Source organism: Ralstonia sp. PBBBR1 (assembly GCF_002256165.1).
Lineage (GTDB): Bacteria > Pseudomonadota > Gammaproteobacteria > Burkholderiales > Burkholderiaceae > Ralstonia > Ralstonia thomasii.
Window position 1 is genome coordinate 309157 of the sequence record NZ_NKIL01000003.1, and the last position, 19189, is coordinate 328345.

General features: G+C 61.9%; 17 protein-coding genes. 4 read left to right on the forward strand and 13 right to left on the reverse strand.

Annotated elements, in window-relative coordinates; all coding sequences use genetic code 11:
- Window positions 1-31 precede the first annotated feature (31 nt).
- The 8 genes from CFE42_RS05025 to CFE42_RS05060 all read right to left on the reverse strand — a co-directional run bounded on the left by CFE42_RS05025 (window position 32) and on the right by CFE42_RS05060 (window position 8863).
- Window positions 32-3268, reverse strand: coding sequence for a PilC/PilY family type IV pilus protein (locus tag CFE42_RS05025; protein WP_004631611.1), 3237 nt, complete (start codon window positions 3266-3268; stop codon window positions 32-34).
- A gap of 29 nt (window positions 3269-3297) precedes the next feature.
- Window positions 3298-3867 carry a pilus assembly PilX N-terminal domain-containing protein gene (locus tag CFE42_RS05030; RefSeq protein WP_004631610.1) on the reverse strand — a complete coding sequence of 190 codons (570 nt, stop codon included), beginning with the start codon at window positions 3865-3867 and terminating at the stop codon, window positions 3298-3300.
- Between the two features lie 2 nt (window positions 3868-3869).
- The gene (locus CFE42_RS05035; protein ID WP_004631609.1) at window positions 3870-4907 is read right to left on the reverse strand and encodes a PilW family protein; all 1038 of its coding nucleotides are present in this window, start codon (window positions 4905-4907) and stop codon (window positions 3870-3872) included.
- Window positions 4904-5500 carry a type IV pilus modification protein PilV gene (pilV, locus tag CFE42_RS05040; protein WP_004631607.1) on the reverse strand — a complete coding sequence of 199 codons (597 nt, stop codon included), beginning with the start codon at window positions 5498-5500 and terminating at the stop codon, window positions 4904-4906. Before pilV ends, CFE42_RS05035 begins: the two co-directional genes overlap by 4 nt.
- Window positions 5497-5970, reverse strand: a complete 474-nt coding sequence (locus CFE42_RS05045; protein ID WP_004631605.1) for a GspH/FimT family pseudopilin — start codon at window positions 5968-5970, stop codon at window positions 5497-5499. Before CFE42_RS05045 ends, pilV begins: the two co-directional genes overlap by 4 nt.
- A gap of 8 nt (window positions 5971-5978) precedes the next feature.
- The gene (locus CFE42_RS05050; RefSeq protein WP_004631602.1) at window positions 5979-6416 is read right to left on the reverse strand and encodes a type IV pilin protein; all 438 of its coding nucleotides are present in this window, start codon (window positions 6414-6416) and stop codon (window positions 5979-5981) included.
- Window positions 6417-6613: 197 nt separating this feature from the next.
- On the reverse strand, window positions 6614-7753 hold the full coding sequence (locus CFE42_RS05055) for a PilT/PilU family type 4a pilus ATPase (protein ID WP_004631601.1): 1140 nt from the start codon (window positions 7751-7753) through the stop codon (window positions 6614-6616).
- 66 nt (window positions 7754-7819) lie between these two features.
- Window positions 7820-8863, reverse strand: coding sequence for a type IV pilus twitching motility protein PilT (locus tag CFE42_RS05060; protein ID WP_004631600.1), 1044 nt, complete (start codon window positions 8861-8863; stop codon window positions 7820-7822).
- A 122-nt stretch (window positions 8864-8985) separates the two neighbouring features.
- Here CFE42_RS05060 and CFE42_RS05065 point away from each other — a divergent pair, with 122 nt between their 5' ends.
- Together CFE42_RS05065 and proC are read left to right on the forward strand one after the other, a co-directional pair.
- The gene (locus tag CFE42_RS05065) at window positions 8986-9702 is read left to right on the forward strand and encodes a YggS family pyridoxal phosphate-dependent enzyme (RefSeq protein ID WP_004631599.1); all 717 of its coding nucleotides are present in this window, start codon (window positions 8986-8988) and stop codon (window positions 9700-9702) included.
- Window positions 9703-9732: 30 nt separating this feature from the next.
- Window positions 9733-10557, forward strand: a complete 825-nt coding sequence (proC, locus tag CFE42_RS05070; RefSeq protein WP_004631598.1) for a pyrroline-5-carboxylate reductase — start codon at window positions 9733-9735, stop codon at window positions 10555-10557.
- Between the two features lie 65 nt (window positions 10558-10622).
- On the opposite strand, the gene ubiA is transcribed toward proC, so the two are convergent.
- From ubiA to CFE42_RS05090, 4 genes are all read right to left on the reverse strand, one after another.
- The gene (gene ubiA / locus CFE42_RS05075; protein ID WP_004631597.1) at window positions 10623-11498 is read right to left on the reverse strand and encodes a 4-hydroxybenzoate octaprenyltransferase; all 876 of its coding nucleotides are present in this window, start codon (window positions 11496-11498) and stop codon (window positions 10623-10625) included.
- A 67-nt stretch (window positions 11499-11565) separates the two neighbouring features.
- A complete protein-coding gene (gene katG, locus CFE42_RS05080) occupies window positions 11566-13731 on the reverse strand; it encodes a catalase/peroxidase HPI (RefSeq protein WP_004631596.1) in 2166 nt (721 codons plus the stop codon).
- A gap of 128 nt (window positions 13732-13859) precedes the next feature.
- Window positions 13860-14360: a Dps family protein gene (locus CFE42_RS05085; protein ID WP_004631595.1), complete on the reverse strand. Its 501-nt coding sequence runs from the start codon at window positions 14358-14360 to the stop codon at window positions 13860-13862.
- Window positions 14361-14534: 174 nt separating this feature from the next.
- The gene (locus CFE42_RS05090) at window positions 14535-14777 is read right to left on the reverse strand and encodes a hypothetical protein (RefSeq protein WP_004631590.1); all 243 of its coding nucleotides are present in this window, start codon (window positions 14775-14777) and stop codon (window positions 14535-14537) included.
- A 760-nt stretch (window positions 14778-15537) separates the two neighbouring features.
- On the opposite strand from CFE42_RS05090, the gene CFE42_RS05095 reads away from it, so the two are divergent.
- Both CFE42_RS05095 and CFE42_RS05100 read left to right on the forward strand, forming a co-directional pair.
- Entirely contained in the window at window positions 15538-16746 is a 1209-nt protein-coding gene (locus CFE42_RS05095) for an AAA family ATPase (RefSeq protein WP_004637055.1), read from the forward strand.
- 290 nt (window positions 16747-17036) lie between these two features.
- Entirely contained in the window at window positions 17037-17870 is an 834-nt protein-coding gene (locus CFE42_RS05100) for a metallophosphoesterase (protein WP_004637054.1), read from the forward strand.
- A gap of 35 nt (window positions 17871-17905) precedes the next feature.
- Here the strand turns inward: CFE42_RS05100 and CFE42_RS05105 are convergent, their stop codons facing one another.
- The gene (locus CFE42_RS05105; protein ID WP_004637053.1) at window positions 17906-19168 is read right to left on the reverse strand and encodes a three-Cys-motif partner protein TcmP; all 1263 of its coding nucleotides are present in this window, start codon (window positions 19166-19168) and stop codon (window positions 17906-17908) included.
- Between the last annotated feature and the right edge of the window lie 21 nt (window positions 19169-19189).

The following is a 19189-nucleotide window of genomic DNA, read 5'->3' on the forward strand; positions in this document are numbered from 1 at the left end:
CCGCGCGGGGCGGGCCGTTGGGAGATGCAGGTCAGTGCCTGTCGGTTTCGGAGAACCAGAATGTGCGCTTGCGTTTGCCAAGGCCTTTAGGTGTCACCTGGACGGGCGCCAGCGCGGAGCCGCCTGCGCCCGTTCCCGTCTGGTTGCCACACCCGAAGCACACCGGCACCGGCGTCGTACCGCCACTGCCGTTGTTCACCAGCACCACGCCATAGACCGACGAGGGCGGGAACCCGCCACCGTCCAGCACCACCGAGCGATTCGGGTTCTGGCCAGTGCCTGTCAGGAAGCTCACCGAATACGTGCGGGCGATGCCCAAGTTCGGGTAGCACGCGCCGGCGGACGGAACCGCCGGGGTGTTGGTCCCGAACGTGGTGTAGCCAGCCACCGTGAGGGGGGCGTTCACGACCTTCTCGCCCGGATTCGGCAGCGTGATGTAGAAGCCTGAGCCCGTCCCGCTGTACGCCGTCGAAGTCGAATCTACGAGGTTGGCTTCCGTCAATGGCACCCAACCAGCCGGCACGGGGCCAAGATTCGGGTCTTTCAACATATAGAAGCGGTTGACCACGTTGTAGGCGGTGCCCGGCGTTGTAGAAGCCGAATATAGCGGGTGCTCGCGATCGCCGGTGCCGGCAATGACGGCGTTGAAACCGGCGGTGGGCACGACATCGGGCGCATAGAAGAACTTGCGCGCGTTGTTGGTGTTGGCAGCGCCGCCGAGCGACGCGAACTGCGTCAGTGCCCAGTTGGCGGGGGCGTTGCCAGCGGAGCTTTGGAAGTCCACCCGCCAGATGTTGCCACCAACGTCGCCCACGTAGGCCATCTGGATGTAACCGCTACCTGTGCGATCGACCGTAGTGACATCCGAGGCAATCGAACGGGTCAGGCCGGTGTTCTTCACACACACGCCCGCCATGCCAGCGCAGTTCGGCAAGGCGCTCCAGACCGGCGCGCCGCTGTAGGCATCGAGCACAATGATGCCTCGACCCATGGTATCGGTGCCGGGTGCGGGGTCGCTGTCTTCGGAAGACGCATCGTAGCCGGCGCCCATGATCAGTACAGGGTTGGCGTAACCGGCCACGCGCATCAGTCTCGGCTTGGACCACGTCTGACCCAGCTCCGGAATATCGGTGTTGCTGCGCGACCAGAGATAGCGCGGGTTGGCGGGGTCGGTTACCTCCAGGGCGTAAATCAAGCTACCGCCACGCCGTGCGGTCAAGTAGATGATGGTGCGGGCGCTTCCCGAAATGCGCTGGTCTTGCATGACGGTCGTACTGCCGTCGAAAAAGTCATCACGCATCGTCGGTGTCGGCGTAATGCCGTTCGGCGTAGTGGACAGCTTCACCTGTGGCGAGTTGGCATAGAGCCGGCTCAGCTTGCCAATGAACTCGGGCGGGATGAAGCCCCACAGCTCGCCACCAGGTCGCACCCCGTTGATACCCGTCGTCTGATTGCCATTAATGGCATGGAAGACACCATCATTGGCGCCATAGAACACCACGATGCCGGTGCTGCCTCCGTAGTTGATGACCACCGGCCGGGAATGCAGCACATCACCGTGGATGGACGGGCGGATCGTCACGGGCGAGCCCGGGCCAGTTTCGGCTTCCTGCCCCGCGACCGTCGAATTGTCCAGCGCCTGAACATCGCGGCCGCGCACCCAGTTGATGAAGTTGGTCTGCTCGCTCGACGCGATGGTGGGCGCGCCGTTCGTGCTGTTGTATGAGTTGATGGCGTTGAGCCCGCTGGTGCCGGTCAGCCATGTGTTGGCCGTGTCGAACGTTGGCATAGCCGTGCTGGTCGGGCAAGTGCCCTTGCCGTTGCAGGTAAGCAGCGTGCGGCTGCCCTGGCTGGTCAGGAATAATGCGCGCAGCATTTCACCAGCGCCGCCTTTTTCGACGATCTCACCGTCGGGTGAGTCAAAGGCCCAACCCTTGCTGGACGGGCTGTTTTGCCAGAAACCCTTGGTCGGCCAATTGCTGATGCTGCTGCCATAACCGCTTGAGCCAAAAGACAGCGGCGGGTCGGCGGTCCAGAAGCTGATGGCGCTGGGCGACATGAACCCCGTGCCCGCATTGCTCAGCGCGGCCTTGCCGACTGAATCCAGCAACTGGAGGTTACCGTTGGTGTCGAAGCCCACCTGGTACTGCTTGAGGTTGCCCATCCAGCGCGGGGCTGCCGTCGCATCGGGGCGAAACATCCCGATGTACACCTGGTTCAGGAACTGGCCTTGCGCGTTCACGGCAGCCGGCAAGCTGACCGATGCGAACACACTGTTGACCGCCTGGATTTCATTGAGGATCGACAGCAGCGCATCCTGAAGGCCCGCCACATCGCCAAGCTGAACGGTGTAGGCCTTGCCGCCACCATTGGTGGCCATGCTGTTATCGAAGTTGACGTAGTCCTGATTCTTGCCGTCCGTCACCGTGATGGCGTAGGTGATGACGTTCTGCGGGTTGGCCGTGTTGGCCGTGCCTTGCAGGTCGCTCTGGTACATATAGCGCGACCACTCGTCACCCCAGTTCGACGCGTACTTGCTATTGATCGCGATTTGCGTCGTCTGTGCAGCCGTGGGCGTGGGCACGGCCGCTTGAAGCGCCGCCAACATCTTCGGATCGCTCTCGGCAGGGTGGCCGCTGTTGGTCGCGTTGCCAATGTAGATGACGAAATTTCGTTGGCAAGGGTTACTGATGGGCGATGTGTACTGCGTGCCAGACAGGCCCGCCACCTTGGTGTTCTGGTAACCCGCGTAGAACGCCCAGGCTTCCTGCATGGCGCCGGCTGTCTGCACATTGTTGCCGCCGGTCAGGTCCGTAGCGAACTGGTTTTGGATGTACGACAGCAGGCTGTTGACGCCGTTGTTGTCCATCAATTGCAGCGTCTGCGCCGACCTGGGATTCGCAGAAGGGAACGTGAACAATCCGCCGGGGCTCTTGGGGTCAAACAACATCAGACCCAGATTGACGTTGCCCAGCAAAGACGGATTGCTCGCAATCGACTGTGCGGCGCCGTAGAGGGCACACTGCTCAGCGCCGGAGCTCTTTGTTGGGTTGGCCACAGTCAGCCCAGTCGCCGAGCAGGTGAACGTCGCGTTGGCGTCTGAGTTAGAGCCATCGTCAAAGATGATCACAACGTTGGGCTTGCCGGCGTTCTGCTGCAGCCCCGTGTACAGATCAATGTCTTCGGCACTGGCAAGTTGAGCGCCTGACAGCGCGAGTGCAAAAGTTGCCGTCGCGGCAAAGGCAAGTCGTTGGGCAAAGGAGCGCATATGGGTTCTTCCTGGCTTTGCGCGTGGGCTTACGGACATGCCGCGCCGGTCAGCACGCGAACCGCAACGCCCTGATGCAGCGTCGTGTTCACGGCCGTACCGTTGGCATCGTTGACGGTGGCGGCAACATCCCACTGCGTCGCACTGCAATTCGACATCCCGCCTGGCGTACCGGCGGCGGTGAGGATGCCCGTGTCCGAGTTGTTGTTTACGCCGCTGAAGCAGGACGAGTCAGCGGCAAAGTTCGGGCTCGTCGTATTTGTAGTCAGCTGCGTATTTGCAATGGGCTTGGTGGCAACACAAGCAGGCGCAGCAACCTGCGCGGTGTAGTCCGCCTTGCCATCGCCGTTGACGTCCACCGGCACGTTGGTGGCGACCGGGTTGGAGGTGAAATCCGCGCTGATGACCTGCTCAATGCCCTGCTGCGCCGCGCTGCGGGCCTCCAGACCATATTGCTGGTTGGCGGCGATCTTGGTGTTGATCACGCCCGAGTTCATCATCATCACGACAATGCCCATGAAAATCGCCAGGAAGATCAGCGTGACAACGAGGGTCACGCCCGACTGACGTGCCGATTGGCGAACCGATAAGCGCCGCATGGCTACTCCCGTGGGCCGGCCACATTGGCGACGCGCGCGAGTTGCGCGTAGACGTGCCGTTTGTAGCCATCTTTGAAAGGTGGGGTGAGCGTACCGCGGCCCAGATCGTAGGACCGCGTATCCGTCCAGCCCGGTGACACGCCCAGCGTGCGCGCAAGCACGTTGATGCGCACGGCCGTCACGTTGCTCCAGTTGGTCGCGGCAGACGCGAGCCAGTTGTAGCCCCCCACGTTGTTGCATGCAGTGCTGTTGTCGATGCCGGGATTGGCAACGTAGCAATCGGGCGAACCGTTGCCGTCCATATCCACGCCATAGGCGAAATGCACGTCGTCGATGCCCTGGGCGACCGAGTTTGGGGGCTGCATTGCGCCGCTGGAAAACTCAACCATCTTGAGCGTGGGAATGCTGTCGCCGCCCGTGCCACAGCGGTCACACGTGGCCAGGTAGAACGCACGCACACTGACCTGGCGAAGGTCTGCGGGCTTGCTGCAGGTCTTTTCCTTGAGCGTGAAGTCCGTTGCGGTGGCGCTGAATACAAAAGGCGCCGTGTCGGTGCCGCAGAACGAATCCTGCAGATAAGCCTGCCCTGCCGCTACGGCGCTCGCAGAAGTAATGGTGCTCGACACGCGACGCACCACCAGGATTTCCGAGTTGGGCGACAGGTTGGGCAAGCATGGCGCCGCATTCGCACCGGGCACGTAACCGTAGATGGCCACGGGCACCGTTGCCGGGCTATTGCTGAAGCCGAGCGCATTGATGGCAGCGGCGCAGACATCGGGCGTGGCAACGGCGGAGGTACCCAGCAGATTCAGATCACCGAGGAAGCCGCCGAGCCCAACTTCCTGGCTGATGATGTCGAGCGCATAGCGCCCATTCTCGATCTGCGTGGCGCTGTTGCCCAGCTGCACGCGCGATTGCGAGGTCGAGGCATACAAGCTCGCCAGCGCGGTCAGCAGCAGCAGCCCCAGCGTCATGCCGACCATCAATTCGATCAGCGACATCCCGCGCTGCAGACGCCGCAGCGTGCGATTGCCCATCATGACAGCACCCCCATGCGCACCTGCACGCTGATGGCGCGGCGGTAGCCATCGCTACCGAAATTGCCGCTGCCGCATGGCAGTGACGGCACCACGGTCTTGACCAGGCCTTGCCACGCGACCGTCACGCGATAGACCTGGTTGACGGTGTCGATGGCTTCGATGCAGCCGCGCGCGCCAATCATGGCGCCCAGGGCAACGGTGCCGCTTGCAGCGGTCTCGGTATTGCCCAGCAGCGCATTGTTCCAAGCTGTGAGATCGGATGTGACAGTGGCTTGCTGTGCGGCCGAGCCCGTCGTGCAGCTGGGCGCCGAGATGCCACCCGTGCCGGCAGTGGTCATCGCGCCGGCCACAGCGTAGCAGGCGGCCACCTGGCGGTTGGCATTGAGCCGCGCCGCCATGTCCTGCAGCAGCGTCAGGGCCTGCACGCGCTGGTAGGACTCCATCTCGGACTGGTTCGAGCGGACCATCATTCCGGCCGCGCCCAACAGCGCCACCAGCAGGATCACCACCGAAATCAGGATCTCGATCAGGGTCGTGCCGCGCTGCCCGCGCTTGCCCAACCGGCGATGTGACAACCGTGCAATGGCGCTCATGAGCACGTCCCCGAAACCACGGCGATGCGGCCGCTGCCGCCCACTTGCACGCAGCTAGGCGAGACCGATTGCGACGAACTCGTCGGCGTAACCTGGAACGTGACACCGCCTGCAGTGGGGCGACCATCGTTGCCGAACGACAGCGTGTTGCCGTTGCTCGCCGCAATGGTGACGCCGCTGTACGGCCCGAACGTGCGGATCACCGTGGCGGACGGGCCTACCTTCAGTGTCCAGCCGCTCGCCCAAGTGCTCGTGGTCGAAACGGTGGCGATGGCGTTCTGCTTGACCGCTTCCGCACGCGCCAACGACACGGCGGACGACAGGTCGAACGATGCATTGCGTGTTGCCTGGGTCGCGATCATGCCGGAGAACGACGGCACCGCAATCGTCACGAGGATGGCGAGCACGGCCAGCGTGACCATCAGCTCGGTGAGCGTGAAACCTTGAGTGGGCTTGCGCAGAGTAGTCATGGCTCGCCTCACTTCCAGCAGTTGGAGGCGCCTGTGGACGCCACCTTGGCACCGGTGTTGGTCAGCGTGAGTGTGCCGCAGGCGGCGTCGTTCGCCTGCTGCGAGCCCTGCGGAGTCGCCGCCAGTTGGTAAGACGGCGGCACGCTGCTGGCGCTCAGCGTGAAGGTGTAGTTGGGTGAAACGTTCGCCGGGACGTTGCTGGCGTATTGCAGCGTTGTCAGGTCAGGCGCATAGGCGCGATTGTCGAGCAGGAAGCGCTCCTGCGCGGCCGCCACTTCCTGCATGAAGGATTCCGCCGCTGCCCGATTGGAGCGGACGATGTACTGGACGTAGCTGGGATACGCAATGATCGCCAGGATGCCGACAATGGCCACTGTGATCATGAGCTCAATCAGCGTAAAGCCCCGCGCCGCCCGCGCGCGCTGACACCTCGGCTTGCTTGCCACGTTTTCACCCACCCGGATTTGCTGTTGCTTTTATCGTTTTGATGCGCGCCCGCCGATGACCTGGCAAGCCCACCCACCGCTTATACGGCAATTCTCAGCAAATATTAAGAAAAGTTAATGACGACGGGTGGGTACAGGGCGAAGCGCAAACGTTGTGCGCCGCAAATTACCTCAAATGGTGTAGCGCCTGGACCACATCAGACGACATTCAAATGCTCGGTGCCGGCAGACAGGTCCGTCTGCCCGCCCCGCTTGCTGTGCAGTTTGATCTGCAGCCGCAGATCGTTGAGAGAGTCGGCATTACGCAGCGCGTCTTCGTACGTGATCTTGTTTTCTTCGTACAAATCGAACAGCGCCTGGTCGAACGAGATCATCCCTTGCTCGCGGGATTTCTTCATGACCTCCTTCAGCTCGTGCACCTCGCCCTTGAAGATGAGGTCTTGCACCAGCGGGGTCGCCAGCATGATCTCGACGGCCGGTACGCGCCCCTTCTTGCCCTGACGCGGCAGCAGGCGTTGCGCAATCATCGCGCGCAGGTTCAGCGACAGGTCGATCAGCAGCTGCTGACGCTTCTCTTCCGGGAAGAAGTTGATGATCCGGTCGATCGCCTGGTTCGAGCTGTTGGCGTGCAGCGTGGCAAGGCACAGGTGGCCGGTTTCCGCGTACTGGATGGCGTATTCCATCGTGTCGCGATCCCGGATTTCGCCGATCAGGATCACGTCCGGCGCCTGCCGCAGCGTGTTCTTCAGCGCCACGTGCCACGACTCGGTATCCACACCCACCTCGCGCTGCGTCACCACGCAGTTCTGGTGCGCGTGAACGTATTCCACCGGGTCTTCAATGGTGATGATGTGGCCGTACGAATTCGCATTGCGATAACCCACCATCGCGGCCAGCGAGGTCGACTTGCCCGAGCCCGTGGCGCCCACGACGATCACGAGGCCGCGCTTGCTCATCACGATCTCATTGAGGATCGGCGGCAGGTCCAACTCGCCCAGCGTCGGGATCTTCGTGTTGATGGTCCGCAGCACCATGCCGGCGCGACCTTGCTGCATGAACGCCGACACGCGGAATCGCCCGGCGCCCGGCGCCGTGATGGCGAAGTTGCATTCCGAGCTGTCTTCGTACTCGCGCAGCTGCTTCTCGTTCATGATCGCCTTGACCAGACCGACGGCCTGCTGGGCATTCAGCGGCTGCTGCGAGATCGGCGTGACCTTGCCGTCCACCTTGATCGCGGGCGGAAATTCTGCCGTGATGAACAAGTCCGAGCCACGGCTGTTCACCATCAACTGCAAGAGTTCGTGGATGTATTTGGTGGCGGCTTCGCGGTCCAGCATGGCGTGCCCCTCCTGGAAAGAATTGGAAAGCGCGCTGACGTGTCAGTCAGCGCATCCGTTCGCGCATCAGCTCACGAACGCGTCTGGGTTCTTGGCAATGGCGCGCGCGTCTGCGTAGTTGATCGCCGAGCGCTTGATCAGCTCCGACAGGCACTGGTCGAGCGTCTGCATGCCCATGCCGCTGCTGGTCTGCATCATCGAGTACATCTGCGAGATCTTGTTCTCGCGGATCAAGTGACGAATGGCCGGCGTGGCAATCATGATTTCGTGCGCCGCGATCCGGCCCGAACCATCGCGCGTCTTGAGCAGCGTCTGCGAGATCACCGCCTCCAGCGATTCGGAAAGCATGGTCCGGACCATCTCTTTTTCGTCCGACGGAAACACGTCGACGACCCGGTCGATGGTCTTGGCTGCCGAGCTGGTGTGCAGCGTGCCGAACACCAAGTGGCCGGTTTCTGCGGCGGTAAGCGCGAGGCGAATGGTTTCAAGGTCACGCAATTCGCCGACCAGCACCACATCCGGGTCTTCACGCAGCGCCGACTTCAGCGCGTTGGCGAACGAATGGGTATGGGGCCCTAGTTCACGCTGGTTGATCAGGCTCTTCTTCGATTCGTGCACGAATTCGATCGGGTCCTCCACCGTGAGGATGTGGCCCATGTCGTTTTCGTTGCGGTGGTTGACCATCGCGGCAAGCGTCGTCGACTTGCCCGAACCGGTCGGGCCCGTGACAAGCACCAGGCCGCGCGGCTTCATCGCCAGGTCGGCAAACACGGCGGGCGCTTTCAGGTCGTCCAGCGAGAGCACCTTCGACGGAATCGTCCGGAACACGGCCGAAGCGCCGCGATTCTGGTTGAACGCGTTGACCCGGAAACGCGAGAGCCCCGGGATCTCAAACGAGAAGTCGACTTCCAGGTTTTCTTCGTAGACCTTGCGCTGCCCGTCGCTCATGATGTCGTACACCATGGAGTGCACGTCCTGGTGCGTGAGCGGGGGCACGTTGATCCGGCGCATGTCGCCGTGGATCCGGATCATCGGCGGCAGTCCGGCCGACAGGTGCAAGTCCGACGCCTTGTTCTTGGCGGAAAACGCCAGAAGCTGCGCGATGTCCATTTTATAATGACCCCCGACTTTTTTATGTCGCCCGGGCGTCGCAATGGCGCCTCCAGACGCGCTCCGAGCCGTTCTTTCGACGTGCCGGAACCTTGTTTATTTGTAACAAACGTCGCCGGATTATGTCTGTAATCGCCGCCAACTTGCAAGCCGTGCGTCAACGGATCACAACGGCCTGCACACTGGCTTCGCGCGATGCTGCAGGTGTCACATTGTTGGCTGTATCCAAGACGTTCGACGCCGATGCCGTACGTGCCGCACATGCCGCCGGGCAACGCCTCTTTGGCGAAAACTATGTGCAGGAAGGCATCGCCAAGATCGACGCGCTGGCCGACCTGCGCACGGGCGCCGACCCGATCCGCTGGCACTTCATCGGCCCCCTGCAGAGCAACAAGACACGCGCCGTGGCCGAGCAGTTCGACTGGGTGCACAGCATCGACCGCCTCAAGATCGCCGAGCGCCTGTCGGCCCAGCGCCCCAACACGTTACCGCCGCTGCAGGTCTGTCTTGAGATCAACATCAGCCGCCAGGCCAGCAAGCATGGCCTGCTGCCCGATTTCGATGAAGTGCTTGCCGTGGCACGAGCCGTCTCGGCGCTGCCACGTCTGCAATTGCGCGGTCTGATGGCCGTGCCCGAGCCGAGCGATGACCCCGCCGCGCAGCGCAAGCCCTTTGCTGATCTGCGAGCCCTGGCGGATCGGCTGCGCGAGACCGGCATCCCGCTCGATACGCTGTCGATGGGCATGTCCGCCGACCTGGAAGATGCGATTGCCGAAGGCGCCACGATTGTGCGCGTCGGCAGCGCCATCTTCGGCGCGCGGCATTATGCAAACGCCTGAATTCCTGTTTTTTTTCACACCACCACACTCATGCTCGACACTCTGAAACTCGGCTTCATCGGCGGCGGCAACATGGCGGCGGCCCTCATCGGCGGCCTGATCGCCAAAGGCGCACACGGCGCCAACATCGTGGTGGTGGACCCGACCGAACCGGCCCGCAGCCGCGCCGAACACACCTGGGCCGCTCGCACCGCTGCCGCCCCCGGCGCAGAACTGGCCGACCGCGACGTGATCGTCCTGGCAGTCAAACCGCAGCAGATGCGCGAGGTCTGTGCGCAACTCGCGCCGCATCTGGGCGACAGCCTGGTGCTGTCGGTGGCGGCGGGCATCCGCATCCAGGATCTGTCGCGCTGGCTGAATGGCCATGCACGTGTGGTGCGGGCAATGCCGAATACGCCGGCGCTCTCGGGGCTGGGTATGACCGGCTTGGCCGCCAACGCTGGCTTGTCCGACGCCGACCGCGCAACCGCCAGCGCCATCGCCAATGCCGTGGGCAAGAGCGTTTGGGTGCCAGCCGAAGCGCAGATTGATGCGGTGACTGCCATCTCGGGCAGCGGCCCCGCATACGTGTTCTATTTCATCGAGGCCATGCAGCAGGCGGCGCAGGAGCTTGGGCTGTCGGCTGAGGATGGGCGCACGTTGGCGGTGGAGACGTTTATTGGCGCGGCCACGCTGGCAGGCCAATCGTCCGAGCCGGTGGAGGTGCTGCGCGAGCGTGTGACGTCCAAGGGCGGGACGACGTATGCGGCGCTCACTTCAATGGAAGGCGCCGATATCAAGGCAGCCTTTGTGCGGGCCATGCATGCTGCGGCGGCTCGCGGCAAGGAGATGGGGGAGGAGTTTGGGCGGGATTGAGGGTACTGGTCCATCCCCGGTATCGTCCCCGGCAGGGGATGAAATCGGGGACGCACCACCAACACCTAGCGCAGCAAATACGCCCCCGCCACCCCGGCAAACAAACAGGCCCCCAGCCAATTGTTATGCCGGAAAACAAAAAAGCACTTCATCCGATCACGCGTCTGTAGCATCGGGAAATACCAAAGCGACAACGCCACGGCAGCGGCAAACCCAATCCAGTACGCCACGCTGAGTGCCATCACATGGCCAGCCCAGGCCATGATCCCGAAGAACCCCGCGTAGCACAGCATGATCGCCGCCACGTCAAAACGTCCAAAAGTAATGGCTGAGGTTTTGATGCCGATGAGCAAATCGTCATCGCGGTCGACCATCGCGTACGCCGTGTCGTAGGCGACGGCCCAGAAGACATTGCCGGCAAGCATCAGCCACGCCAGCACCGGCACCTGATCCTGCACCGCCGCGTACGCCATCGGAATCCCAAACCCGAACGCAATGCCGAGGTACGCCTGCGGAATCGCGAAGAACCGCTTGAAGAACGGATACGTGCCGGCAATCACGATGGCGGCCACCGACATCCACTTGGTCAGCGCATTGAGTGGCAGGATCAACGTGAAGGCGATGAGCGAGAGCACCGCGGCTACCGCCAGCGCCTCCCAGGGGGCAATCAGGCCCGCGGTGATCGGCCGCTCCTTGGTGCGTTTGACGTGCTTGTCAAAGTCACGATCCGCCCAGTCGTTGACCGCGCAACCGGCCGAGCGCATCAGGAACGTGCCGACCGTGAAGATCACCACCAGCGACACCGGCGGATGGCCATCGGCGGCCATCCATAGCGCCCACAGCGTCGGCCACAGCAGCAGCAGCGTGCCGATCGGTTTGTCCATGCGCATCAGGCGCGCATAGAGCATGAGGCGGCTGGGTTGGGCAGCGGACGATTGCATGGAAATCACCAAAGAAAAATGGCGCCTGCACGAGGCAAGGCGCCATTTTAGTCCCGCCGAAAGCAGCTTAGGCGGCGGCCAGATCGAACCGGTCGAGATTCATCACCTTGACCCACGCGGCCACGAACTCGCTGATGAACCGCTCCTTACCGTCGGCGCTGCCGAACACCTCGGCCAGCGCACGCAGGATCGAGTTCGAACCGAACACCAGATCGACGCGCGTGCCGGTCCACTTGCGCTCGCCCGTCTTGCGGTCATAGCCCTCGTAGATGTCGCCGGCAGGCTTCCATTCGGTGTTCATGTCGAGCAGGTTGACGAAGAAGTCGTTCGTCAGCGCGCCGGGCGTGCTGGTAAAGACGCCATGCTGGCTGCCATCCGCGTTGATGTTGATGGCGCGCAGGCCACCGATCAGCACGGTCAACTCCGGTGCCGTCAGCGTCAGGAGTTGAGCCCTGTCGAGCAGCAGCACTTCGCCCGGCACCGCAAACTGCGTCTTCTGGTAATTGCGGAAACCGTCGGCCACGGGTTCGAGCACCGAGAAGGACGTGGCATCGGTCTGCTCGGCCGTCGCATCCACGCGGCCCGGCGTGAACGGCACGGTGATCGTCGTGCCGGCGGCCTTGGCGGCCAGCTCGATACCAACGCTGCCTGCCAGCACGATCACATCCGCCAGCGAAGCCTTGCCGGAGGCGCGTTGAATTTCCTCCAGCTTGGCCAGCGTGCCGGCCACCGGCTGGTTGACCGCCCAATCTTTCTGCGGCGCCAGCCGAATGCGCGCGCCGTTGGCGCCGCCACGCTTGTCCGACCCGCGGAAGGTCGAGGCAGACGCCCACGCCACGGCAACCAGTTCGGATGCCGACAGACCAGAAGCGGCAATCTTTGCTTTGAGATCGGCGATATCGGCCTCGGTCGGCTTGTGCGTCGCCGTCGGCAGCGGGTCTTGCCAGATCAGGTCTTCACGCGGCACTTCGGGGCCGAGGTAACGCGACTTCGGGCCGAGGTCACGGTGCGTGAGCTTGAACCAAGCGCGGGCAAAGGCTTCAGCAAACGCCTGCGGGTTGTCCAGGAAGCGGCGCGAGATCTTTTCGTATGCCGGATCAAAACGCAGCGACAAGTCGGTCGTCAGCATCGTCGGGCGGCGCTTGGGCGAATCGGGCGTCGGGCCCGGAATGATCGCCTCGGCGTCTTTGGCCACCCATTGCAGCGCGCCGGCGGGGCTCTTTTCCTGCACCCATTCGTACTTGAACAGGTTCTCGAAGAAGAAGTTGCTCCATTGCGCGGGTGTTTGCGTCCAGGTGACTTCGAGCCCGCTGGTGATCGCATCCGCGCCCTTGCCGGTGCCAAAGGTGCTGGCCCAGCCCAGGCCTTGGGCTTCCAGCGGCGCGGCCTCGACATCGGCGCCAACGTGGCTTGCTGGGCCCGCGCCGTGGGTCTTGCCGAAGGTGTGACCGCCGGCGATCAGCGCAACGGTTTCTTCGTCGTCCATCGCCATGCGGGCGAAGGTCTCGCGGATGTCCTTGGCGGCCGCGAGCGGATCACCATGGGCGTGCTCCGGGCCTTCCGGGTTCACGTAGATCAAGCCCATCTGCACGGCGGCGAGCGGGTTCGCGAGGTTGCGCTCGCCCGAATAGCGCGTGGCTTCCAACCACTTGGTCTCGTTGCCCCAATACACATCGTTGTCCGGTTCCCACGTGTCTTCACGGCCGGCGGCAAAGCCGAACGTGCGGAAGCCCATGGTTTCAAGCGCAACGTTGCCGGTCAGGATCAGCAGGTCGGCCCACGAGATGGCCTGGCCGTACTTCTGCTTGATCGGCCACAGCAGGCGGCGCGACTTGTCGATGTTGACGTTGTCGGGCCAGGAGTTGAGGGGTGCAAAACGTTGCTGGCCGCGCCCTGCGCCGCCACGGCCATCGCCCGTGCGGTACGTGCCGGCGGCATGCCAGGCCATGCGGATGAACTGCGGGCCATAGTGGCCAAAGTCTGCCGGCCACCAGTCTTGCGAATCGGTCATGAGGCGGCGCAGATCGGCCTTGAGCGCGTCGTAGTCGATCGCATTGAACGACTTGCGGTAGTTGAAGTTCGACCCGAGCGGATCAGACTTCTCGGAATGCTGGTTCAGCAGATCGACGCGCAGCTGATTGGGCCACCAGTCCTTGTTGGCCGTACCGCCACCGAAGGCGTGGGAAGCAGCGGGAGAATGGCCGGAAAACGGGCATTTGGCTTCAGTCGTCATGATTCTCTCGGTTAGGTCATGGGGGGTGATGCCGCCCCAACCGCAACGCAACGGGCTCGCGGGAGGGGCGCAATTCGCTGCTGCCGAAACGCCTGTCGCAAACGTGGCGAACGGCCTTCAGGCCAGCCTTAAGCCAGGAGCGAGCGCAGCATCCACGCGGTCTTTTCGTGAATGTCCATGCGTTGCGTCAGCAGATCGGCGGTCGGTTCGTCGGCGGCCTTGTCGACGTCGGGGAACAGGCTGCGCGCGGTACGCGTCACGGCTTCGTGGCCCGCCACCAGCTCGCGCACCATGTCCATCGCCTCGGGAATGCCCTTCGATTCCGGAATCGACGACAGCTTGGCGAACTCCGAATACGAGCCCGGCGCGGGATAACCCAGCGCGCGGATGCGCTCGGCCACCGGGTCGACGGCATTCCACAGTTCGTTGTACTGCGTCTCGAACATCAGGTGCAGCGTGTTGAACATCGGGCCGGTGACGTTCCAGTGGAAGTAATGCGTCTTCAGGTAGAGCGAGTAGGTATCGGCCAGCAGGCGCGACAGGCCGTCGGCGATCTTCTTGCGATCCTTGTCAGCAATGCCGATGTTGATCTGGGCTGCGGCAGTCGCGCCGCTGTTCTTCTTTGCCATCTGGATTCCCCTATGAAGTGGTGTGCAAAAACGCGATGCCGTCCGCTGGATTCAGCGTCGGGCCGCGCGTGCTTCCAGCCTTCTTTCGGTTGCCCCTCGCGCAGCAAGTTCCGATCGTCGCATCGTCCTGTGACGAAACGCAAAGCGGATGGCAACCGAGCATCAGGCCGGTCATCAGACCATGAGCTGCACCATACCGTGCAGGAACACGATCATAGCGCCGGCAGCCACGATGGTTAGACCGACCTGCTTGCGCACCCACTTGCGTTGCAGGCGGGCGGATTCTGTGGCGCGCGTGCCGTGGCCGCCGGCCGCACTGCCCGGCATGCCCGACAGCGTCAGCACCTCGACCTGCGAGGCGCGCACTGTGCCCGCAAACCCCTGCCATTCCGAAACAAACATCCGCACCATTGCCATGCCTTTTCTCCTTGCGACCCTGCGCGTTCCTGGCGCCTACACCACACGCGCAGGCAACTTCATGCATCCGTCAGGTCAGTGCGATTCACCATAGCTAGCGAGCCATGCCAGCACGGTCGTAACGGTGTTCGAGGCAAGCGGCAGGGACATGTCGGGCTCCACGGTGATTTAGGGAATGAGCGATGCGCTCAACATGGAAGACAGTCTATTCAAATACTATCGAAACGTATATTTGATTGTTTTTATCTATCAATTAGGCGTGCGCTATAGCCGTCATGAGGTGACGTGTCGACGTAGCGAAGGAAATTTCAAAATAGCGAAGTAGCCTGCAAAATATCGAAGCTGGAGATTGCGTGTTTCCCATGAAATCCCCTTAGTAAGGCCATTCCTCGCGTTCATTCCAGACCCACAAATAATGCGTCGCACAATTCTCCATACGGCACACGTGCACGCCGAAGCCGCTTAGCCATCACTTTCGCCACGCCTCGTTACTTCACCGGATAGCCCTAACCGAGCCGGTGTTGTATGGTCGAACAACGTAGCAATACGAACCCATCACACCTCCCAAATCTCCATGGCTGCCGCAGACATTCAGCGTCACCAATCGACCCATGCGGTCGGTTCGGGCAGCCTCGCGTTCGTTCCTCTCGAACGAACCCGTACGCGAATAGTCGGCTGATCCCCAGCCCTTTTCGGTCCCGGCACTACCCGGTTCGACAACTGCGGCTTCACGCAGCCAGTTCGCGTATGGAGAAACATCATGTCCGCTCCCGAGCACCCCTCAGAGCATCCGCCCGGGTTTTTGCCCTTAGGCGATCTCGCAGCACTACGCAGCGCCGCAACATGGCGGTTGCTCATCCCCTCGGACATGCGTTCAGCTCTAGCCGCCGCCCGGCAAGACAAGGAACCCAAAGAGGAGATCCCCGGATTCACTGTTGAGGAACCATCCTCAGTTGCGTCGGCAGCGCAAGCACCGGCGACTCGTCGAGCAAGGCTCAAGCATATTCAAGTGTTTGGGCCCGCAGCGCTAGCGCTGGCCAGCGAGAACTTGCAAGGTGTCGACCGCAACCAACAGCGGTACGCACAGTTGTTATTGGAGCAAGCCCGGACCAATGACGGCTATAGAGCGTTACCGCGTGCCCGCTCGGCATTGAAGAAGCTCGAAACAGCGCTGACGTTGTTTGGCAACCTGCGCGAGCCAATTCAAAAGTTGAGAATTGACCTCACGCTTATGAGCGCTATGCGGGCGAAGGACTTTCGCGTTCGGCCGATCCTGCTGACAGGGCAACCTGGCGTCGGCAAAACACACTTCGCGCTGAAGTTGGCGGAGATTTTGAATGTGCCGATGCGAAAGTGGTCTGCTGGAAGTGCCCAAGCAAGCTTCCAACTGACGGGCAGCGATAGCGCCTGGCACCATGCTCGGCCAGGGATGATTGTTGAGATGCTTGCCGGCGGTAAGTCGGCGACACCTGTCCTTATGCTGGACGAAGTGGACAAAATTGGCAGCGATGGCCGCTACCCGGTTACGCCAGTACTGCTGGATCTACTTGAGTCGGGAACAGCGAGCGCGTTCCAAGACGCGTTTTTCCGCATGACATTTGACGCCAGCCGAATCATCTATGTCCTGACAGCGAACGATCCCGACGCTGTGCCTGCGCCTCTACTGAGTCGCGTAGAGGTATTCGACATCCCGGCACCCGAGCCCGAGCAACGGCTGCAGCTCATCTTGGCGGAAGTTCGTCGGCTGCAGCGGGCTACCGGCAAACGCATTGAACTGGACGCCAGTGCGGCAGAAGCCTTGTCAGAGAGAAGTGATGTCGATCTGCGCGCAACGCATCGCCTGGTGCAGGACGCGTTTGCGACAGCAATGGCCTCCGGAAAGGCCGTCGCCGTGCTCAAGGTGCCGCGGCGCGCTGCGCGGCTGGCGATCGGCTTCGCAGCGTACGGCCAAACGGGCGAGCGAGCCTAGGGCGTGGCGGCATTGAATCCGCTGATGTCCAACGACTTGCGCTGCTGGAAGGCAGCCCGAGCAGGGTCACCTCGTTGAACGGCACGCTCGGCCGCGAAAGCGTGGAGGGAGTACTCTTGGGGCACGACAAATGGAGCAAGCCATGCCGGCAGACAAACTCGGCCGATTCATGACCAGCGGCACATTCCTGGAACGCGCGAACGCAGCAGTTGCCAAGGCAGTGCGTCGCCTCGAAAAGCGAGGCATCGCACCGGCTTACATCCAGCGCCAACCAAGCCAGCAATCGAAAATTGACGCTGGCCCAGGCGACAGCGCCCAAGAAGGAAGCCCAGACGTTGCTGGACAGCATGAATCTCCTCGTTCTAAGTGACCTTCATCTCGAATTCTCCACCCTCGACATCGACACGACCGACGTAGATGTGGTCGTGCTTGCCGGCGACATTCATCTGGGCAAGCGCGGAATGCCTTGGATTGAAACCCAGAGCCGCGGCCTACCGGTTATCTACGTACCCGGCAACCACGAATTCTACAAAGGTGAGCACAGTCGAGTGCTTCGAGATCTGCGTGCGGCGTGCGCCGCGACGCCGAACGTCCACCTTCTCGACACGGACAAGATCACGATCGGGGACGTGGAATTCTTGGGCGCCACACTCTGGACAGACTTCGCGCTGTACGGTGGTGCAGAAGAAAAAGTGCGTGCTGCCGAGAGCTACGCTGCTCGGGGCATGACCGACTTCACCGGAGCCATTCGCTTCGAATCGCGCGGAGTGTTCAGAAAGCTGCAGCCACAGGACACAGCTCAAATGCACCACGCCGCACGCGAGTGGCTGACCACAGAGTTGATGACCCCGTCACAATGCAGACGAGTAGTCGTCACTCATCATGCTCCATCTGCGCGCAGTGTGTCCCCGAGATTTCAAGATGACCCGCTCACGCCGGCGTATGCGAGCCACATGGATGATGTAATCAAACTCGCCGATCTGTGGATTCATGGCCATATGCACGGGAGCTCTGACTACAGCGCCGGAGCATGTCGGGTCATCTGCAATCCGCGAGGCTATGCGCCCAAGGGGCGGAGCACAGAAAACGGCGCATTCGATCTGAGGCTGATCTTGCAGGTCTAAAGCATTTCTGTGTCGTCCAGCAAGCCTTGACGCCCTCAAGAAAACAAGAAGGAGCGCTGCGACGGCAAGCGCAGAACATGATCGCTCTTCAGGCTGACGCGCGCCCTGGAGGGGGCGCCGGATTCATCGACCACGACGATCTCACCGCCTTGGTGAAGCTCTAGCAGACTGGCCTCCACCATTTCGCGAGTAGCAGGCGTTGTGTTGATCAGCTTCAGGAAGAACTGCTCGAAGGTCATCCCCTCAGCGCCATCGAACAACATCTCGGGGATCTGTTCGAGCATGGTTTCTTTGCTCACTGCTGCCGCCACTTCGCTGAAATCAAATCCTGCCTGCAGCTTGTGCTCATCGTCGATCTTGCTGATGTAGCCCGTGCTGAACATGTGGAAGCCGGCGTCCCCATAGTGAGAGAAATGGTTGTTGTGCTGCCAGTGCGTGGAGGCCATCACATCCCGAGCTTTCCAATGCTGCGAGAGATGCAGCAACCAGAAATCTCCGTGCCCGCGCTCAGGGCGAATAAAGAACGGCGTGTAAAACTGGGCCGAGCATTGATCGGTGAGATTCTGGTAGAGCGAGGACTGGAGATGTACGCGCCAGCGTGGCGACTGCTTGATCTCATCGAGCTCGGACGCCCGCACCGATGTACTGACGCCTGTGGCCTTTTGGAAGGCCGCTAGGTTGCGCTCATTCAAGTACTTGATCAGCGCATCAACATAAAAGGTGAGGATCACCTCGGCGTGCTTGAGCTTGGCAAAAATATCGCGCAAACAGTGCATCGGCACGTCGGAATAGCCGTACTGATCAAGAACAAACAACGCTCGCCCTGAACGGCGGCTTCGATCATGGCACCGTTGAATGGCCGCGCCGCAATGATCGACAAATTCGCCTTTGACCAAGCGCACCTTACCGTTGGCGAGTGCGGCTCCGTACCCGCGCTCTTCCAGCAAACGCCTAAGATAGTCCAACGACCGCATCTTGGCGTCAACGCAGATGAGTTCGACGTCGATCAGGATCGGCTTGCGACGCTCCTGCCGAACATTCAGGAGCGTTTCGGCCTCGCGTATGGCCTCAAGAATGACAAGAGGTGAACCCGGAACTTCCTGGCCATCCTCGTTGAGATAGAGCCCACCACCACAGAAGCCATCAACGATGGTCAGTTGGATCTTGTCCTGGTGCGGCAGCGGCACCAGCGTAAGGAAATAGTCGATCAAGTAGTTGCGCAGGAGCGCATGCTTGACCTCGCTGTGTCGCTTAAGCAGCGGCGGCGGACTTCCCCAGACCCATGTGTAGTGTGGCATTGAGTGGCAGCGCTCTTGTGA

Excerpts from the sequence above, each read along its gene's own strand:
- CFE42_RS05025 (WP_004631611.1), bottom strand. The coding sequence starts at position 3,268 with ATGCGCTCCTTTGCCCAACGACTTGCCTTTGCCGCGACGGCAACTTTT.
- CFE42_RS05030 (WP_004631610.1), bottom strand. The coding sequence starts at position 3,867 with ATGCGGCGCTTATCGGTTCGCCAATCGGCACGTCAGTCGGGCGTGACC.
- CFE42_RS05035 (WP_004631609.1), bottom strand. The coding sequence starts at position 4,907 with ATGATGGGCAATCGCACGCTGCGGCGTCTGCAGCGCGGGATGTCGCTG.
- pilV (WP_004631607.1), bottom strand. The coding sequence starts at position 5,500 with ATGAGCGCCATTGCACGGTTGTCACATCGCCGGTTGGGCAAGCGCGGG.
- CFE42_RS05045 (WP_004631605.1), bottom strand. The coding sequence starts at position 5,970 with ATGACTACTCTGCGCAAGCCCACTCAAGGTTTCACGCTCACCGAGCTG.
- CFE42_RS05055 (WP_004631601.1), bottom strand. The coding sequence starts at position 7,753 with ATGCTGGACCGCGAAGCCGCCACCAAATACATCCACGAACTCTTGCAG.
- CFE42_RS05060 (WP_004631600.1), bottom strand. The coding sequence starts at position 8,863 with ATGGACATCGCGCAGCTTCTGGCGTTTTCCGCCAAGAACAAGGCGTCG.
- CFE42_RS05065 (WP_004631599.1), top strand. The coding sequence starts at position 8,986 with ATGTCTGTAATCGCCGCCAACTTGCAAGCCGTGCGTCAACGGATCACA.
- proC (WP_004631598.1), top strand. The coding sequence starts at position 9,733 with ATGCTCGACACTCTGAAACTCGGCTTCATCGGCGGCGGCAACATGGCG.
- ubiA (WP_004631597.1), bottom strand. The coding sequence starts at position 11,498 with ATGCAATCGTCCGCTGCCCAACCCAGCCGCCTCATGCTCTATGCGCGC.
- katG (WP_004631596.1), bottom strand. The coding sequence starts at position 13,731 with ATGACGACTGAAGCCAAATGCCCGTTTTCCGGCCATTCTCCCGCTGCT.
- CFE42_RS05085 (WP_004631595.1), bottom strand. The coding sequence starts at position 14,360 with ATGGCAAAGAAGAACAGCGGCGCGACTGCCGCAGCCCAGATCAACATC.
- CFE42_RS05090 (WP_004631590.1), bottom strand. The coding sequence starts at position 14,777 with ATGGCAATGGTGCGGATGTTTGTTTCGGAATGGCAGGGGTTTGCGGGC.
- CFE42_RS05095 (WP_004637055.1), top strand. The coding sequence starts at position 15,538 with ATGTCCGCTCCCGAGCACCCCTCAGAGCATCCGCCCGGGTTTTTGCCC.
- CFE42_RS05105 (WP_004637053.1), bottom strand. The coding sequence starts at position 19,168 with ATGCCACACTACACATGGGTCTGGGGAAGTCCGCCGCCGCTGCTTAAG.